The 16,919-nt window shown below is 70.6% G+C and carries 15 protein-coding genes; 9 read left to right on the top strand and 6 right to left on the bottom strand.

The window, feature by feature from the left end; translation table 11 throughout:
* The first annotated feature begins 52 nt into the window (after positions 1–52).
* From ITI46_RS07410 to kduD, 4 genes are read left to right on the top strand one after another with little or no spacing between them, the layout of a single operon-like run.
* A complete protein-coding gene (locus ITI46_RS07410; RefSeq protein WP_209238613.1) occupies positions 53–2,788 on the top strand; it encodes a hypothetical protein in 2,736 nt (911 codons plus the stop codon).
* A complete protein-coding gene (locus ITI46_RS07405) occupies positions 2,785–3,918 on the top strand; it encodes a glycoside hydrolase family 88 protein (RefSeq protein ID WP_209238612.1) in 1,134 nt (377 codons plus the stop codon). The genes ITI46_RS07410 and ITI46_RS07405 overlap by 4 nt, the downstream gene beginning before the upstream one ends.
* Before the next feature lie 20 nt (positions 3,919–3,938).
* Positions 3,939–4,763, top strand: coding sequence for a 5-dehydro-4-deoxy-D-glucuronate isomerase (gene kduI / locus ITI46_RS07400; RefSeq protein ID WP_209238611.1), 825 nt, complete (start codon positions 3,939–3,941; stop codon positions 4,761–4,763).
* Positions 4,760–5,539 carry a 2-dehydro-3-deoxy-D-gluconate 5-dehydrogenase KduD gene (gene kduD / locus ITI46_RS07395; RefSeq protein ID WP_209238610.1) on the top strand — a complete coding sequence of 260 codons (780 nt, stop codon included), beginning with the start codon at positions 4,760–4,762 and terminating at the stop codon, positions 5,537–5,539. Before kduI ends, kduD begins: the two co-directional genes overlap by 4 nt.
* A gap of 29 nt (positions 5,540–5,568) precedes the next feature.
* On the opposite strand, the gene ITI46_RS07390 is transcribed toward kduD, so the two are convergent.
* The 4 genes from ITI46_RS07390 to ITI46_RS07375 form a co-directional block, all read right to left on the bottom strand.
* The gene (locus tag ITI46_RS07390; protein ID WP_209238609.1) at positions 5,569–6,591 is read right to left on the bottom strand and encodes a proline racemase family protein; all 1,023 of its coding nucleotides are present in this window, start codon (positions 6,589–6,591) and stop codon (positions 5,569–5,571) included.
* 62 nt (positions 6,592–6,653) lie between these two features.
* Positions 6,654–7,298, bottom strand: coding sequence for a GntR family transcriptional regulator (locus tag ITI46_RS07385; RefSeq protein WP_209238608.1), 645 nt, complete (start codon positions 7,296–7,298; stop codon positions 6,654–6,656).
* A gap of 144 nt (positions 7,299–7,442) precedes the next feature.
* The gene (locus ITI46_RS07380) at positions 7,443–8,126 is read right to left on the bottom strand and encodes an HAD family hydrolase (RefSeq protein WP_209238607.1); all 684 of its coding nucleotides are present in this window, start codon (positions 8,124–8,126) and stop codon (positions 7,443–7,445) included.
* A 155-nt stretch (positions 8,127–8,281) separates the two neighbouring features.
* Positions 8,282–8,995, bottom strand: coding sequence for an SDR family NAD(P)-dependent oxidoreductase (locus ITI46_RS07375; RefSeq protein WP_209238606.1), 714 nt, complete (start codon positions 8,993–8,995; stop codon positions 8,282–8,284).
* A gap of 107 nt (positions 8,996–9,102) precedes the next feature.
* Here ITI46_RS07375 and ITI46_RS07370 point away from each other — a divergent pair, with 107 nt between their 5' ends.
* Positions 9,103–9,501 (top strand): winged helix-turn-helix transcriptional regulator, encoded by a 399-nt coding sequence (locus ITI46_RS07370; protein WP_209238605.1) that lies wholly within the window; start codon positions 9,103–9,105, stop codon positions 9,499–9,501.
* Between the two features lie 83 nt (positions 9,502–9,584).
* Here the strand turns inward: ITI46_RS07370 and ITI46_RS35735 are convergent, their stop codons facing one another.
* Complete coding sequence (locus ITI46_RS35735) at positions 9,585–10,751, bottom strand: RsbRD N-terminal domain-containing protein (RefSeq protein WP_209238604.1); 1,167 nt, start codon at positions 10,749–10,751, stop codon at positions 9,585–9,587.
* A 212-nt stretch (positions 10,752–10,963) separates the two neighbouring features.
* Here ITI46_RS35735 and ITI46_RS07360 point away from each other — a divergent pair, with 212 nt between their 5' ends.
* From ITI46_RS07360 to ITI46_RS07345, 4 genes are all read left to right on the top strand, one after another.
* A complete protein-coding gene (locus ITI46_RS07360; RefSeq protein WP_307808089.1) occupies positions 10,964–12,430 on the top strand; it encodes an amino acid permease in 1,467 nt (488 codons plus the stop codon).
* Positions 12,431–12,455: 25 nt separating this feature from the next.
* Positions 12,456–13,715 (top strand): M20 family metallo-hydrolase, encoded by a 1,260-nt coding sequence (locus ITI46_RS07355; RefSeq protein WP_209238603.1) that lies wholly within the window; start codon positions 12,456–12,458, stop codon positions 13,713–13,715.
* Positions 13,708–14,499 (top strand): nitrilase-related carbon-nitrogen hydrolase, encoded by a 792-nt coding sequence (locus ITI46_RS07350; protein WP_209238602.1) that lies wholly within the window; start codon positions 13,708–13,710, stop codon positions 14,497–14,499. Before ITI46_RS07355 ends, ITI46_RS07350 begins: the two co-directional genes overlap by 8 nt.
* A gap of 150 nt (positions 14,500–14,649) precedes the next feature.
* On the top strand, positions 14,650–16,287 hold the full coding sequence (locus ITI46_RS07345; protein WP_209238629.1) for a flavin monoamine oxidase family protein: 1,638 nt from the start codon (positions 14,650–14,652) through the stop codon (positions 16,285–16,287).
* Between the two features lie 37 nt (positions 16,288–16,324).
* On the opposite strand, the gene ITI46_RS07340 is transcribed toward ITI46_RS07345, so the two are convergent.
* Positions 16,325–16,864 carry a MepB family protein gene (locus ITI46_RS07340; RefSeq protein ID WP_372451861.1) on the bottom strand — a complete coding sequence of 180 codons (540 nt, stop codon included), beginning with the start codon at positions 16,862–16,864 and terminating at the stop codon, positions 16,325–16,327.
* Positions 16,865–16,919 lie beyond the last annotated feature (55 nt).

Here is a 16,919-nt window from a genome sequence, read left to right as displayed (position 1 = left end):
CGAAGCAGCCGTAGCCCAGTACGGCGACGCAGCCCGAGCAAGGAGTCCACGTATGCAGGAAGGCAACGACACCGGTGACGCCGGTCTCCGGCATCCGGCGGACGCCGGGCGCACAGTGCACGCGCTCGACGCGCGCGGAACCGTGCGGGACTGGCTGATCAGCCCCGTGTGGGGAACACCGGCCGACGACCTCGGCAAGCACCTGGCCGCCGAGGGCGACCCCTGGGGGGAGCAGGGCCGGTGGCGGCTGACCAACGGACCCGACGTCACCCCCCTGAAGGAAGAGCTCCACCGGCACCGCCCGCTGCGGAGGGACCCCGTCGCGACGCCGCCCGTGGAGGGCGGCCCGGTCCGCTGCACCGGTCCGGACGGCACCGAGCACACCGGGACCTGGCGGCGCGTCCACACTCCGGCCGACGGACTGGTCGACTGGAGCGAGTTCTGCTTCACCCCGGAGTACCGGACGGCCCTGGCAGCCTGTGTCCTGGAGGTCGACCAGGCCGAGTGGCGGACCCTGCGCCTGGCCGCCACGGGCCCCGTGCTGCTGTTCGTGAACGGCGAGCTGGTGGGCGAGTCCGGCACGGTCACCTACATGGAACCCGCCGAGCAGGCGGTACGGGTCTGGCTGCCCTCCGGGACCTCAACGGTGGTCGTCGCCTCGTGGCAGGTCGCCTTCCGGGAGTGCCGCCATGTGGTGCGGCTGCGCGTCGACGGCCTGCCGGTCCGGGTCGTGGTGCCCGGCGAGGGCGCCTGCGAGCACACCGGTGCCGTCGCCGAGCGCATCCTGGACGCGGTGGGCGTCCCGCGGGGGGGAACGACGAGCGGCGAGGTGGAGATCACCGGCCCGGAGGGTGCGGCGCTGCGGGTGGACGTGGCCGGGCGCACGCGGCGGATCCGGCTGACCGGCGGGCGCGCGACCGTACGGCTCGACGACGGCGAGCACGACGAGGGCCCCGACAGCGGCCATGACGGCGACCACGGCACCGGCAGCGCCTCCATGCTCTCCACCGGAACGACCGTGCTGCGGATCGCGATGGACGACGAGCGCTCCCCGGTGTACCGGGAGTTCCCCGTCGCCGTACTGCCGCGCAGCTACCGAGCGGCTCCCGAAGGCCCCCTCGCCGAGCGGCGTGCGGAGTTCCTGCGGCACGCCGCGCGTGCGGACGGAACGGCAGGCGAACTCGCCCGCGCCCTCGCAGATCCGGCGTACCGGGTGACCGCCTCCGGTGTGTCCCACGCCCTGTGGATGATCGACAACCGGGCGGACTGCGCCGACTTCGAAGCCGTCGGCCTTCTCCACCTCTGGCACCGGATACCCGCCGACCGCTGGGAGGCGGGGCTGCGCACACGCGTGCGCGACGCGATTCTGGGCTTCAAGTTCTGGATCGACCAGCCGGGCCTCGACGCCATGTGCTACTTCACCGAGAACCACCAGCTCGTCTGGCACACGGCCGAACTGCTGTGGGGTTCGGAGCTGGCCGGGGACACGTTCGGCAACACGGGCTGGACCGGCGCGCAGCACGCCGCCCACGCCCGGGGCATGGCGATCGCATGGATGCGCCGCAAGCTCGCGGGCGGCTTCAGCGAGTTCGACTCCAACGCCTACCTCGCCATCGACCTGCTCGCGCTGGTGACCCTGGTGGAGTTCGCGAAGGACGAGGCGGTCGTCCAGCTCGCCGCCGGGGTCGCCGACCGGGTGCTCTTCAGCCTGGCGGCCAACTCGTGGCGCGGCATCCACGGCTGCGCACACGGCCGCTCGTACGTGTCCACCCTGCGCTCCTCACGGCTGGAGGAGACAGCCCCGATCATGTGGGTGTGCTTCGGCACGGGGGCGCTGAACGACGCGGTGCTGCCGGCTGCCGCCGTCGCCACCGCGGTCCGCTACCGGATGCCCGACGCCATCCGGGAGGCCGCCCACCACCTGCCGGAACGCTGGTGGGGGCGGCAGAGCTACCGGGGTGAGTACCGGCCCACCCATGACCTCCTCGCGCGCCCGTACGCCTCCGACCTCACCATCTGCAAGACCCCCGACGCGATGCTCTCCTGCGTGAGCGACTACCGTCCGGGGCTGCCCGGACTCCAGGAGCACATCTGGGGCGCCACGCTGGGCCCCGAGACACAGGTCTACGTCACCCACGCGCCCAACACCTCCACCTCGCCCTCGGCACGGCCCAACGCCTGGGCCGGCAACCGCATCCTCCCCAGAGCCCGCCAGCACGAGGCCACGGTCCTGGCGCTGTACCGGATACCGGGTGACGACGCGATGGGCTACACACACGCGTGGTTCCCGGTCGCGGAGTTCGACGAGTGGCTGCAGTACGGCGTGTGGACGGTGGGGCGCAAGGGGGACGGCTATGTGGCCCTCGCGACCGAAGGGGGCGCGCTGCTGACGGACACGGGACCGGAAGCGCTGCAGGAGCTGCGCCCGAAGGGACCCGGCACCGCCTGGGTGTGCACCATCGGGCGGCGCGCCCTCCACGGCGAGCTCGGTGACTTCGCCCGCGCACTCGCCACACCACGGTTCGGACCCGGCCGGGTCGGATTCCGCACCCCGGAGGGCACCGAGCTCGACCTCAGCTGGGACGGGCCGTTCACGGTGGACGGACGCCCCGCCGATCTCGCCGAGGACGGCACCGTCGCCCCCGTCCCGCAGCTCGACAACCCCTGCGCCCGCCTGGAGTTCGGGGACCGCACGCTCACCATCGCTCCCCCGGCACCGGCGGGCGCGGCACCGCACGTCATCGACCTCCAGTGGGGCCGCCAGGTGACAGCAACGGAGGACGCATGACGCCAGTGACCGCCGCGCGCGGCCTCGACACCAGCCAGGCGGCACTGGCCGAAGCGCCGCTGCCGCCCGCCGACCCGGAGGAGCTGCAGCCGGCACTGCTCGCCTCCACCGCCGCACGTATCGCCGACCGGGCCGAGGCGATGGGCCTCACCCAGTGGTTCTGGGGCGAGGGCGTCGTCCTTCAGGGCATGCTGCGCCTCGCCGAGGCCACCGGAACGCCCGCCCGCCCCTTCGTCGCCGCGTTCGTCGACCGGCACCTGCGGGAGGGCGTCGGGCTCGACCACGTCAACCATCTCGCGCCCGGCGCCGCCTGCGCCGATCTGTACGGGATGACGCAGCAGGAGCACTACGCCGACGGGTGCCGGCGGCTGCTGCACTGGCTGCGGCACGCCCCCGAGGTCACCCGGGCGCCGGGCGGGGCGCTGGAGCACTGGCCCGGCGGGGTGTGGGCGGACACGGCGTTCATGGCGGGCACGTTCCTCATCCACTGCGGCCTGCACACCGGCCGGCCGGAACTCGTCGCCGAGGCCGGCGAACAGATCCTCGCGCACGCCGGGGTACTGCAGCACCCCGGCACCGGCCTCTACGCACACGGCTCCCACGAGGGCCGCACCATCTGGTGCTTCTGGGGCCGCGCGAACGCCTGGACGGCACTCGCGGCCGTCGAATACCTCGAAGCGGCCGGTGCCGGTGCCGACCCGGACATGGGCGACCGGATGCGCGAGACGAGCGACCGCATTCGCGCCCTGCTGCGCCGTCAACTCCTCGCGCTCGCCGATCATCAGCCCGCGCACGGCGTGTGGGACGTTCTGGTCGACGGGCAGCCGGAGAACCGCGGCATCCTCGAGACCTCCGGCACGGCAGGCATCGCGGCCGCGATGTTCCGCGCAGCGGCACTCGGCATCGAACCGGAGCGCCTGCGCGCAGCAGCCTGGCGCGCGCTCGCCGGTCTGCATCCGTACGTGGCCGAGGACGGCACCCTCACCCGCACCAGCGCGGGCACGGTCCTGCAGCTCGTCCCCTTCGGCTACTCCGTGATCCGCAACGACACCATCCAGCCCTGGGGCCAGGGCCTCGCCCTGCACGCATACGCCGCCGCGCTCACCGACCGGGCGCGGCACCGCCCCTGACGACACGACGGAGGTCATCCATGGAGGTCAGGCACACCACAGGACCTGATCAGGTTCCCGGTCTCGACACCGAGGCGCTGCGCTCGCGCTTCCTCGTCCAGGACCTGTTCGGCACCGACGAGGTCCGGACCGTCTACACCCATGAGGACCGGATGGTCATCGGCGGCGTCAGGCCGTCCGGCGCGCCGGTGCCGCTGCGTACGGCGGATCCGCTGCGCGCCGACCACTTCCTCGCCCGCCGGGAACTCGGCGTCGTCAACGTGGGCAGCGGCCCGGGAACCGTCACGGCCGACGGCAGCGAACACCAACTGGCCGCCAAGGAGGTGCTCTACGTCGGCCGGGGCACACGCGAGGTCACCTTCACCGGTGACGGCTCCGCGGCCTTCTACCTCGTATCCACCCCCGCGCACGCCACCCACCCCACCCGCAAGGCGGGCCTGGCGGAGGCGACCCCCGTGCACCTCGGCGAACAGCGCACGTCCAACGAGCGCACCATCTACAAGTTCATCCACTCCGACGGCATCCCCAGCTGCCAGCTCGTCCTCGGGATCACCGAACTCGCCGACGGGAGCATGTGGAACACGATGCCGGCCCACCTGCACGACCGGCGCACCGAGACGTATCTGTACTTCGGCCTGGACCCCGAGCAGCGCGTCGTCCACCTCATGGGCCGCCCGGACCAGACCCGCAACCTGATCGTCGCGGGCGAACAGGCCGTGATCTCGCCTTCCTGGTCCGTCCACTGCGGGTTCGGCACCAGCTCCTACGCCTTCGTGTGGGCCATGGGCGGCGAGAACACCGACTACACCGACGTCGAGCCGTATCCGATCACGGAGCTGCGATGACCCCCCTGCCCAGCCCGCTGCCCAACCCTCTTTTCGACCTGCGCGGCCGTACAGCCCTGGTGACCGGTTCCCGCACCGGCATCGGCCGGGCGATCGCGGTCGGCCTGGCCCAGGCCGGCGCCGACCTGGTCCTCCATGGCCACCACGACGACCTGGACGATACGGCGCGACGGGTCGAGGCCGCCGGCCGGAGCGCCCGTCGGTGGATCCGCGATCTGTCGAGCACCGAGCACCTCGCCGAGGAGGCGGGCGCCGTGCTGGACGAGACGCCGGTGGACATTCTCGTCAACAACGCGGGCATCATCCGCCGGTCCCCGGCCACCGAGATGGCGGACGAGGACTGGGAAGCCGTCCTGACCACCAATCTCGACGCGGTGTTCACGCTCGCACGGGCAGCGGGCACCCGGATGCTGGCCCGCGGCTCCGGGAAGATCATCAACATAGCGTCGCTGCTGTCCTTCCAGGGCGGCATCAACGTCGCCGGATACACGGCGAGCAAGCACGCCGTGACGGGCCTGACCCGCGCCCTGGCCAACGAATGGGCCGGCAAAGGCGTCCAGGTCAACGCCATCGCCCCCGGCTACATCGCCACCAGCAACACCCGGGCCCTGCGCTCCGACCCGGTGCGCGAACCGGAGATCAGGTCCCGCATCCCCGCCGGCCGCTGGGGCACCCCCGAGGACCTGGTCGGAGCCGCGGTGTTCCTGGCCGCCCCGGCTTCGGACTACGTGTGCGGCCACGTCCTCACCGTCGACGGCGGCTGGCTCGCCCGCTGAACCCGGGGAGAGAAGGGTGGTCTCGTGGCTCAGCGGTCGGCCGCGGTGGTGGGCAGCAGGAAGCCGTGGGGCAGTTCGTCGCCGGGCTCGGCCACGAAGGTGTGGTAGCCGGTGAGACGGGCGGTGCCCGCGACCTCAGGGATGACCGCCGGGTATCCGGCAACAGTGGTGGTTCCGGCGACGCGGCCGGTGAAGACGGTGCCGATGACGCTGCGGTTGACCAGCTCGCCGTCCCCGAGCTCGCCGCGCGCATGGAGAGTGGCCAAGCGGGCGCAGGTGCCGCTGCCGCACGGGGAACGGTCGACCTGTCCGTCGGCGAAGACGGCCACGTTGCGCTCTTCGATCCGTCCGGCCTCGGTGGCCAGCCGGTCGTAGAAGATCACCCCGTACAGGCCGTTGACGCGGTCGTCCTCGGGTCCGGCGAGCTGGTGCCGCGCGAGGATGTCCGCCTTGATCTGGGCGCTGAGTTCGATGAGGCGGGGCAGGTGCGCGGGGGTGACCTGCTGCCCGACGCTGCCGGCGTCGACCATGGCGTAGAAGGCACCGCCGTAGGCGATGTCGGCGCGCGTGGCGCCCTCTGCTGTGGCGACCTCGACGTCCCGGGCGTGCAGATAGGAGGGGACGTTGACGAAGCGGACCCGGGGGTGGCCGGCTTCGTCGCTGAGGTGGCAGGTCACCCGGCCCGAGGGGACGTCGAGGACGAGGGTGCCATCCTCACGCGGAGCGGCGTAGCCGGTGGTGACGGCCCACACGGCGGCGGCGATGGAGCCGTGGCCGCAGGCGGTGCTGAAGCCTTCGCGGTGGAAGAAGATCAGGCCGAGGTCGGCGCCGGCGTCGTCGGGCTCGGTGACGAAGCAGCCGTACATGTCCGCGTGGCCGCGCGGCTCCAGGGTGAGCAGCTTGCGGATGCCGTCGAGGCGGGCGATGGCGTCGTCGCGCTTGTCGAGGATCGTCGCACCCTGCGGCGCGCGTACACCGCCGAGCACGATCCGGAAGGGCTCGCCTGCGGTGTGGTAGTCGGCGGTGCTGATCATCTTGGGCTGCCCGGCCATGGACCCTCCTCGTTGCGGTTGCAGTGCGTTCGCCGCTCCCTGCGAACCAGGGCTTACCTGGGTCAGCGCTGCTGGACGTCGGAAAGTTTCCCGAGCGCGCGGTCGAGGTGCAGATTCAGCTCGGCGAGGGCGTCCTCGCGGGAGCCGGAGCGGATCGCGTCGAGGAGGACCCGGTGCTCACGGTACAGATCCTGCGAGCCCGGGTACGAGGCGTGCAGCTGGGCCAGGCACAGCTGCATCTCCTCCTGCAAGCCGGGATACACCCTGCTCAGGCGCGCGCTGCCGGCGCAGTCGATCAGCGCGATGTGGAAAGCGGTGTGGGTCTCGACCCGCTCGCCCCAACTCGCGTCCCCAGGAAGGCGACGCAGGTCCTCGAGCCGCTGCTCGGCCGCGCCCAGGTCACGTCCGTCGGCGACGATCCGGGCCACTGCCTCGAGTTCCAGCGGACGGCGGACGAAAAAGAGATCACGCACGTCCTCGTCGGTCATCACGGGCACGATCGGCGACCGGCCGCCGTTGGAGACGACAAGGTGCCGCCGGCCGAGTTCCTGCAGCGCAGAGCGCACAGTCGGCCGCGCCACCTCGTAGCGACCGGCCAGCCCGACCTCGGTCAGGCTGGTTCCGGGCGCCAGATCCCCGCTGAGGATCTCTCGACGGATCTCGGCGACCAAGGCGTCGCGTGTCGTCGTCGTCTGGAGCGGCGGCACGGTGGTCCTCCCGGCGGCGGGGCAACAGCTCGGCTGTATGACAGTTTAGCCAGCGGGCGCAGCACTCCCCCGGCGTGATCCGCCCCGGAACCGGCAGGCCGTACGCGATGCCCGGGTGAGCGCGCAAGCGTTCCCGGCCGTCGGTCAGCGGGCTGCGAGGCGCTCCGCGTGTGCCGCCTCGACGGCGTCGGTCAGACCGCGCAGGTCCGGCAGTTGGTGCTTGACGATGGAGCGAGGGTCCGGGTCGCCGAGCCGGTTGATCCACACCCGGGCGAGGCCCAGTTCGTGTGCGGGCTCCATGTCGTGGAAGTAGCTCTGCGCAACGTGCACCCAGTTGTTGCGGCTCACCCAGAAGCTCTCCTCGAACCGGTTGAAGTGGTTGTGGCGGGGCTTGTAGGCCCCGACCATCTCGGCAGAGACGACCGCGTCCACCTTTGCCCCCAGCCGGCGCTGGCTCTCGCCGATCACGTCCTGGTCGCAATTGGTCAGCAGCGCGATCCGCCAGCCCGCGTCCCGCAGACTGGTGAGCTCCTCCTGGACCTCGTCGAACACGGGCCAGTACGGGATCGTGGCGCCGAGGACTGCGGCGTCGTCCTCGCGCAGCGACAGGCCGGCCTCGCGTGCGGTACGCCGCAGCGCCTCGGTCATCACGGTCCGGTAGCGACGGTCGGGCATCTCGGCCTGTACCGCGGCCTCGTGCCGGTTGTAGTTCTCCAGCAGCCGGGCCCCCTGCCCCCGGAACAGCAGGTCGATGCCGTTGCTGATGCCGTGCCGCCAGTCGACCAGCGTCCCGAAGCAGTCGAACGTGGCCCAGCGGATCTCGGACATGGCTTCCTCCTCGGTGAATGGCGATGTCGTCGGCCGAGCAAGACAGTCACTCTGCTATACAGTCATACAGAGATGCAAGAGCCGAGCGAGCATCGCCGATCACCGCCTGGACGAAGCGCAGCTCAAGAAGTCAGCACGCCCGCGGGACAGGTTTCTCAGTCGGCCGACGGCTCGGGGTGGACCTGCTCGACGCGGTCGCGCTTGGTGTACATCTCCCAGTAGTGCGCGGCGAGGTCGTCCGGGTCGACGAGCGGGCCGAACCCGTCGGGCATCGCTGTGGCGGCCAGCTCCCCCACCTCGCTGCCGGCGATGAAGGCCGCGATGGAGAGGGTGCCTGCGTAGGCGCCGACCTCGGCCAGTTCGCCGTTGAGGGAGTAGAGCCAGTTGCGGGCCGCCGACATGAGCGGGCCCACGCCGCTCAGGTACGGCCTCGGTACCACGGCGGTGTGACCGGTCGTCATCAGGAAGGCGCCGTCGCCACGCTCGGTCCACTCCGGCAGCACGGCGCGGACCACCTCCACCGGGGTGAGCAGGAGCAGCGGGCTGTCCTTCTGCAGCGTGGCCGCGTCCAGCCGGGTGGCCGGGGAGAAGCCCTGGTCGCCGCTGATCGGGCCGTACTCGATGACGTCGATGCGGCCGAAGCGTCCGCGGATGGCCGCGATCAGAGCGGGCACCTCGGCGGGCCGGGACAGGTCGGCGGTGAAGCCGGCCGCCTCGATGCCGTCACCGGTGAGCTGTTCGACGAGCGCGTCCAAGCGGTCCCTGCGGCGTGCGACCAGGGCGACGCGGAAGTCCTCGCGGGCGAACCGGCGGGCCACGGAGGCGCCGAGGCCGGGACCGGCTCCGAAGATCGCGATCACTTTGGACATGGGGGCTCCTTCCAATTCCTACTCTTTGTGCGTGCCCCCAGGATGGGGCAGTATGGAAGGCCGTACAAAAGGCACATCGCTGTGTGTGCCGGAGAGGAATGTGCGCCATGGATGCCGCAGCCGGATCAGGCCCAGCAGCAGACCGGGGGCCGTGCGCCGGGATTCCCGCCGAGCAGATGAGCTTCATCCGGCAGGTGCTGGACCGCGTCGGCGACAAGTGGAGCCTGCTGGTCATCGCCGTACTGGAGAGCGGGCCACTGCGCTACAGCGACCTGCTGCGCACGGTCCCCGGCATCTCGCAGCGGATGCTCACCCTCACCGTGCGCCAGCTCCAGCAGGACGGACTGATCACGAGAACCGCCTACGCGGAAGTTCCGCCGCGCGTGGAGTATGCCCTCACTCCCCTGGGACGCGGTCTCCACGAGATCGCGATGTCCTTCGTCCGCTGGGCCTCCGACCACTACGAGGAGATCCGCGAACACCGGGCCCGCGCCACTGCGTCGTAAGCCCCCCAGTCCAGTCGGCGCCCACGCCGGTTGGCCGGTTGCCGCCGGTCAGCCGCTCGGCCGGTCGGCTCGTCCGCCCTCCGTCAGGGCCGGGTGCCCTGCCACTCCAGGGCGATGATCACGGCGGCCGCGTCGTAGGGCCGTTGTACGTCGAGGCCGGTGTACTTCTCGAACGCGTTCAGCCGGTTCAGCACGGTGTTGCGGTGACACTTCAGCACGCGGCCGGTGTCGCCCAGGCTGCCCGTCTCCAGGTAAGTGCTGACGGTTTCCAGGATCTTCCTGCGCTCCAGGTCCGTACACCTCTCGAGGTACGGGAAGACGATCTGGCCCAGGTCGCAGCCCACCCCGGCGAGGAGGTGCCGGGTCACCGAACGCCAGCGGTCCGACAGGGTGGCCACCTCCGAACTGTCCATCGGCAGATCGATCATGATCTCCCGGGCGGCGGCCGCGGACTCCCGGACGCGTGCCAGCCCTCTGGCCACCGGTGCGACCGCGACCGCCACGTCGGCGAAGAGGTCTTTCATGGGAGGCGAGAGCCGTCCCAGTGCCACCTCGTCCGTCGGCCAGATGAACAGGGTGTGGTGGCCCATGTCGTAGGCGAAGAAGGCGTGGGCGCACCGGGCGGCGCCACGGAACCGCCGGCGCACCACGACTCCGTCGTCCCGGGAGACGGCGGCCACGCAGAAATTGCCGGACGGCGAGACGCGCAGCGCTCCGGCTATCCGTTCCAGGGCGGCTTCGGCCGGCCTCGTCGGCGCGAACAGCTGGGAGAGGTACTGGCGTTGGAGATCGGCGTTGGCCTGCTCGATGGCCAGCTGCTCCGCGAGATAGTGCTCCTGCACATGCGCCGCGAACTCGTCCACCGTGCTCCACACGCGCCCGGCGTTGCGCACCAGCAGGGCCGGGTCCGCGTCGCAGGACGGCTCCGCCAGGTGCTCCCACAGCACCGTGAAGTCCAGCCGGACGGCGCGCAGCAGACTTTCCAGCGGAACGGCCTGCCGGGCGCGCCGGGTGCCCACCGACTCGGCGATGGAGATCAGTCTGCTGGGGGTTCCGTCCGAGCGCAGACTGTCCAGTAGCGCCGAGAAGGACTCCACACTCGCCCGCCGCAAATCTTCCGCCGTCAGGCCGGAATCGGCGTAGGAAGGGTCCGCCATCGTCCGGGCGAGGAATTGTTCCACCATCGCGCCCAAACGACCGCGCGTCCGCTCGATGAGGTCGTCCCATCGCCAGTCCTGCTCATCGGACACGCGTGCCTCCTTCCTTCCGGCGCAAGCCCCGGAATTCTACGTGGTCCTTTGGACACCGGGCACCGCCCTCCCTTCCCCCTCTCGCAGGCCGCGGCGTTGTGCAGACGCCAAATTTTTGCCGCTGTGCGCAGTGCAACTTTTCATTGTTCGTTCACCGGGCCGCTGCCAATCTTCCGGTTGCGCACCCTCGGCGCCGGAAAAAGGAGGAGCTCGTGACTGTGGAAGCGAGCACGGAAACAACGCACCCGGGTGGTTCCGATGTGGCGGAGCCCGGATACCGGAAGGGGCTTTCCCATCGCCAGATACAGATGATCGGTATCGGCGGCGCCATTGGTACGGGTCTTCTGCTCGGTGCGGGTGGGCGGCTTGCCTCTGCGGGTCCGGCCCTGGCAATCGTCTATGCTTTCTGCGGCCTCTTCGCCTTCTTCATTCTCCGGGCGCTCGGCGAACTCGTTCTGCACCGGCCGAATTCCGGTTCCTTCGTCTCCTATGCGCGTGAATTCTTCGGCGAGAAGGCCGCCTTCGTGACCGGCTGGGTGTACTCGGTCTCCTGGGCGCTCACCGCCATCGTCGACATCACCGCGGTCGCCACGTACTTCCACTACTGGCCGGCGCTCACCAGCGTGCCGCAGTGGCTGCTGGCCCTCACCGCGCTCCTCGTCGTGACGTGCGCCAACCTCGTCTCCGTCCGGCTCTTCGGAGAGCTGGAGTTCTGGTTCGCCCTGATCAAGGTTGCCGCGATCGTGGTCTTCCTCGTCGTCGGCGGCGTCGTCCTCGCCGCCGGATTCCCGGTGGACGGCCATGAGGCGGGCGCATCGGTGGTGGCCGAGCACGGCGGAGTACTGCCGAACGGACTGCTCCCCGCGGTGATCATCGTGCAGGGCGTCGTCTTCGCCTATGCCGGCATCGATCTGATCGGCGTCGCAGCGGGTGAGACGGAGAACCCGGCCAAGGTGATGCCGCGGGCCGTCAACGCCGTCATCGTCCGCATCGCGTTGTTCTACGTCGGCTCGACCGCCCTGCTGGCCCTGCTGCTCCCGTACGACTCCTACAAGCCGGAGGAGTCGCCGTTCGTGACCTTCTACGCCAAGATCGGCGTCCCCGGAGCCGGCGGGGTGATGAACCTGGTGGTGCTGACCGCGGCGCTGTCCAGCCTGAACGCGGGTCTGTACTCCACGGGACGCATCTACCGTTCGATGGCCCGCACCGGGGCGGCGCCCCGGTTCATGAGCCGCCTCAGCCGGCAGGGTGTGCCGTACGGCGGTGTCCTCTTCACGGCCGTGCTCGCGCTCGTCGGCGTAGGGCTCAACGCGGTCGTCCCGGAGAGGGCGTTCGAGATCGCGATCAACGCGACGGCGCTGGCGATCCTCTGCACCTGGACGACGATCGTGCTCTGCCAGCTGCGCCTCTACCGCTGGTCACAGGAGGGCAGGGTGCCCCGGCCCGCGTTCCGGCTGTTCGGCGCGCCCTGGACGTCGTATCTGACGCTCGTCTTCCTGCTCGGCGTCCTCGTTCTCATGCTCTTCGACTACCCCGTCGGGACCTGGACCGTCGGCACGTTGGTCCTCATCGTCCCGGCACTCGTCATCGGCTGGTACGGCGTTCGTGGCCGGGTTCTCGCGCTCGCCGACGACCGCGCCACAGCCGGGGCGGCTCCTTCTCCTTCCCCACTCGACTGACCCCACTTCTCAGGAGATTACGCACATGATGCGCGAGCACCTCACCACGCGTTCCGACGCCGACCTGTTCCTGCGGGACTTCCGCTCGTTGAGCCGGATCGGTGAGACGCCCGGCGGAGGCGTCGACCGGCAGGCCGCAACCGTCGCCGACGCCCAGGCACGTGCCTGGTTCACGACCCTGCTGGGCCAGTACGGCTTCACTGTCGAGGTCGACGCGATCGGCAACGTCTTCGGGCTCCTGGAGTGGAATCCCGGAGCGCCGTATGTGCTGGTGGGCTCCCACCTCGACAGCCAGCCGCTGGCCGGGAAGTTCGACGGGGCTTACGGTGTCGCGGCCGCCCTGCACGCGGGCCGCCGGCTGGCCGTGGGCCGCGCCGCCGGGCACCGGCCCACGTACAACCTGGCGGTGGTGGACTGGTTCAACGAGGAAGGGTCCAGGTTCGCGCCCTCCATGATGGGCAGCTCCGTCTTCACCGGAAAGATGAAGACGGCGGACGCCCTCGCCACCCGGGACGCGGACGGAGTGACGGTCGCCGAGGCCCTGGCCTCCATCGGGCACACCGGTTCGGGGGCCGGGCCGGTGGCCGCTGCGTGCGCCGAGATCCACATCGAGCAGGGGCGGTCCCTGGAGGAGTCCGGCACCACGATCGGGCTCGTGCACTCCTGCTGGGCGGCGGAGAAGTTCACCGTCACCGTGCACGGCGAGCAGGCGCACACCGGATCCACCGTCATCGCCGACCGCCGCGACGCCCTCCTCGGCGCGTCCCGGCTGGTCGTCCTGCTGCGCGAGCTGGCCGACCGCTACCCCGACGGGGTGCTGCACACCTCCGTCGGACAGCTCACGGTGCTGCCCAACTCTCCTGTCGTCGTCCCCCGCCAGGTCGATCTGACGATGGATCTCCGCTCAGCGGACGAAGAAGTCCTCGCCGAGGCCAAGCAGTTGCTGGAGCAGGGCATCAAGGTGATCGAGGACGAGGTGAACGTCCGGATCGAGGCCGACACTTCCCACGCGTGGGGGGTGCGTCCGTACCCGACCGCGGGAGTGGGCCTGGCCCGCGCGTGCGCGGACTCTCTCGGGGTGAGCAGCCGGCCGGTGCACACGCTGGCCGGACACGACTCCATCAACATGAACGACGTCGTACCGACGGTGATGCTGTTCGTCCCGAGCCGCGAGGGGGTCAGCCACAACGAGGGCGAGTTCACCGAGGACGCCGACCTGTGTGCCGGAGTCGACGTGCTGACCGAGGTGGTACGACGGCTGTGCGAAGGCGCGCTCGATGACTGAGCCCGGATTTCTGAGGGTGGCGGTCCTGCAGGCCACCGGCGTGGTCGGGGACGCCACCCGCAACCTTGCGACCGTCGAGAGGTTCACCCGGCAGGCCGTGGCGCGTGGGGCGCAGCTTCTGGTGACGCCCGAGCTGTTCGTCAGCGGTTACGACCCCGCGGCCGTCGCCGACGACGACGGAGCCGGACAGCGCGAGCGGCTCGCCGCCCTGGCACGGTCCGCGGGCGTGGCAATCGTCGCCTCGACCGTCGACCGCCACGGTGGCGAACGGTTCATCAGCGCCTCGCTCTTCGACCGCAGCGGATGCGAACTGACCAGATACCACAAGGCTCATCTCTTCGGCCCGGTGGAGAACGCGTACTTCACGCCCGGCCGGGAACGCCCCCGGGTCGTTCCCCTGCACGGTGTCGGCGTGGCGCTCGGCGTCTGCTTCGACGTGGAGTTCCCCGAGTTCACCCGCGCGGTGGCGCTGTCCGGCGCCGAGCTGCTGTGCGTGCCCACCGCGGTTCCGCTGCGCCCACCCGCCGACGGGCGCCCCGCGCCGTTCGACACCCGCCTCGTCCCCGGCATGGTGGTGCCCACCCGGGCGCTGGAGAGCCAGATCTTCATCGCCTACGCCAACCACACGGGACCCGGCTTCGCCGGACTGAGCTGCCTCAGCGATCCCTACGGCCGGCGCGTCGCAGCAGGTGAGACGCGCGAGGAACTGGTGGTGGGCGATGTCAGCCGGAACCTCCTGCAGGCGGCACGCCGCGACACCGACTACCTCGCGCTGCGCGGCTGAACCCGCCACGGCCACCTCTCCGCGCCGCTGACCGGCCCGGCCCGCCTTGAAGCGACCCCTCATTTTCCGCACAACCGACCCGCGCCGGGCCCTCCCGGCACGAGCCCTTCAGGACATCCCGTGAACACAACCCCGCAGCGCGGCATCAGCATGCTGATCCCGGACTTCCCCTTCCCCTACGACGACTACCTGGCCCACCCCGACGGGCTCGGCTCGATCCCGCCCGAGCACCACGGCACGGAGGTCGCCGTCGTCGGCGCCGGCATGTCGGGACTGGTCGCCGCGTACGAACTGATGAAGCTGGGGCTGAAGCCGGTCGTGTACGAGTCCGCCCAACTCGGCGGCAGGATGCGCGGTGTCGTCCCGCCCGGCACCGACCGCCCGGTGGCCGATCTCGGCGGCATGCGGTTCCCGCTGTCCGCCCGTGCTCTCTTCCACTACATCGACCTCCTCGGCCTCGGCACCGAGCCGTTCCCGAACCCCCTCACCCCGGCGTCCGACAGCACCGTGATCGAGATCGCCGGACGCAAGCACTACGCCGAGACCCCCGCCGACCTGCCGCAGATGTTCCACGATGTGGCCGCGGCCTGGCAGGACTGCCTGGAGGAACGCGCCCACTTCAGCGCCATGCGGCAGGCGATCGCGGCCCGCGACCACGCCACGGTCAAGAAGCTCTGGAACGAGCTGGTGCCGCTGCTGGACGACATGTCCTTCTCGCACTACCTCGCCACCTCCAAGGCGTTCTCCGCCCTCCCCTTCGCCTACCGCGAGGCGTTCGGGCTCGTCGGCTTCGGCACGGGTGGCTGGGACACCAACTTCCCCGACTCGATGCTCGAGATCCTCCGCGTGGTCTACGTAGGCGCCGAGGACGAGCAGCAGCGGATACTCGGCGGTGCCCAGCGCCTCCCCCAGCTCCTGTGGCAGCACGCCCCCGGGCAGCTCGCGCACTGGCCCGCCGGAACCAGCCTCGCCTCGCTGCACGGCGGCTCTCCGCGCGGAGCGGTACGGCGCATACGGCGGGCAGCCGGCGGGAGCAGCCATATCGAGGTCACGGACCGGTGGGGCAGGACATCGTCCTACCCAGCGGTCATCGCCACCTGCCAGTCGTGGCTGCTGTCCGCCCGGATCGACACGGACGAATCACTCTTCAGCCACCAGCTGTGGACTGCCATCGAGCGGACGCACTACATGCAGTCGTCCAAGACGTTCGTCGCCGTCGACCGGCCCTTCTGGAAGGACGTCGACGCCGGGACCGGCCGGCATGTGCTCAGCACCACGCTCACGGACCGGCTCACGCGCGGCACGTATCTGCTGGACGACGGCCCTGACAAGCCGGCGCTGATCTGCCTGTCGTACACCTGGAACGACGACGCGCTCAAGTGGCTGCCGCTCGGTGTCGACGAGCGTGTGCGGCTGATGCTGCACTCCTTGAAGCAGATCTACCCGAACGTCGACATCGCGTCGCACATCATCGGCGAGCCGGTGACCATCTCCTGGGAGGACGACCCGGACTTCATGGGCGCCTTCAGCGACAATCTGCCCGGCCACTACCGCTACCAGGAGCGTCTCTACACCCACTTCATGCAGGACGGCCTCGATCCCGCACACCGCGGAATCTTCCTCGCGGGCGACGACGTGTCCTGGACCGGCGGCTGGGCCGAGGGCGCGGTCACGACTGGCCTGAACGCCGTCTGGGGCGTCATGACCCAGCTGGGCGGCAAGACCAGCGCGGCAAACCCGGGCCCGGGCGACCGCTTCGACGAGCTGAAGCCGATCAGGCTCGCGTAGCGGCTCTCCGGTCGGGGTGTGCCGGTGCGGGGTTTCTTCAGGGGTGGTACAGCGCCCGGGCACGGGCGGAATCGGCAGGGCCGCCGTCAGGAACGGGCAGGAAGTGGTTCACCTGCCATGCCTGGGTGCTGCGGGCCTGCCGGGCTGTGGTGGTCACCCAGGGCGGATAGACACGGAACGCGCGCTTCCCGCCGACACCGCCTCGCGAGACGATTCCCCGCTCGCACAGCACGTCCCGCGGAAAGACGAACTGTCCGAAGTGGTGACCGTCGCGGCAGCTGACGACGATGAGGTCGAGGGGGTCGTCGGCGTCGAACGGCCGGATCGGTCCCTGAACCGACCTCTGCCACACGGTGACGAACTGGCCGGCCTTGGTGGGGGTGGTCTTGGCGGCGCGGAACCGCACCGCCAGACCGTCCACCGTCAGCTCGTGCGCCCCGTACTCGGCGCCTTCGGCTTCGGCCACCGGCTGCGAGCATATGAACCCGTTCGGGTCGTAGACCAGCCTCTTCGCGGCGAGCAGGTCGGCGTGGACCGGGCCAGGGCCGGACCAGAGCCCGGTCTCGGTCTCGGACACCGGGGAATGTGAGCAAACATCGCGATTCGCCGTCATTCGCCCCATCCTGTCACCA

Origin of the sequence: Streptomyces oryzae (assembly GCF_017676365.1) — a bacterium.
In the GTDB taxonomy this organism is placed as follows: Bacteria; Actinomycetota; Actinomycetes; order Streptomycetales; family Streptomycetaceae; genus Streptomyces; species Streptomyces oryzae.
This window is presented reverse-complemented; position numbering and strand designations above follow the sequence as displayed.

Excerpts from the sequence above, each read along its gene's own strand:
- ITI46_RS07355 (WP_209238603.1), top strand. The coding sequence starts at position 12,456 with ATGATGCGCGAGCACCTCACCACGCGTTCCGACGCCGACCTGTTCCTG.
- ITI46_RS07350 (WP_209238602.1), top strand. The coding sequence starts at position 13,708 with ATGACTGAGCCCGGATTTCTGAGGGTGGCGGTCCTGCAGGCCACCGGC.
- kduD (WP_209238610.1), top strand. The coding sequence starts at position 4,760 with ATGACCCCCCTGCCCAGCCCGCTGCCCAACCCTCTTTTCGACCTGCGC.
- ITI46_RS07370 (WP_209238605.1), top strand. The coding sequence starts at position 9,103 with ATGGATGCCGCAGCCGGATCAGGCCCAGCAGCAGACCGGGGGCCGTGC.
- ITI46_RS07375 (WP_209238606.1), bottom strand. The coding sequence starts at position 8,995 with ATGTCCAAAGTGATCGCGATCTTCGGAGCCGGTCCCGGCCTCGGCGCC.
- ITI46_RS07405 (WP_209238612.1), top strand. The coding sequence starts at position 2,785 with ATGACGCCAGTGACCGCCGCGCGCGGCCTCGACACCAGCCAGGCGGCA.
- ITI46_RS07390 (WP_209238609.1), bottom strand. The coding sequence starts at position 6,591 with ATGGCCGGGCAGCCCAAGATGATCAGCACCGCCGACTACCACACCGCA.
- kduI (WP_209238611.1), top strand. The coding sequence starts at position 3,939 with ATGGAGGTCAGGCACACCACAGGACCTGATCAGGTTCCCGGTCTCGAC.
- ITI46_RS07345 (WP_209238629.1), top strand. The coding sequence starts at position 14,650 with ATGCTGATCCCGGACTTCCCCTTCCCCTACGACGACTACCTGGCCCAC.
- ITI46_RS07410 (WP_209238613.1), top strand. The coding sequence starts at position 53 with ATGCAGGAAGGCAACGACACCGGTGACGCCGGTCTCCGGCATCCGGCG.
- ITI46_RS07380 (WP_209238607.1), bottom strand. The coding sequence starts at position 8,126 with ATGTCCGAGATCCGCTGGGCCACGTTCGACTGCTTCGGGACGCTGGTC.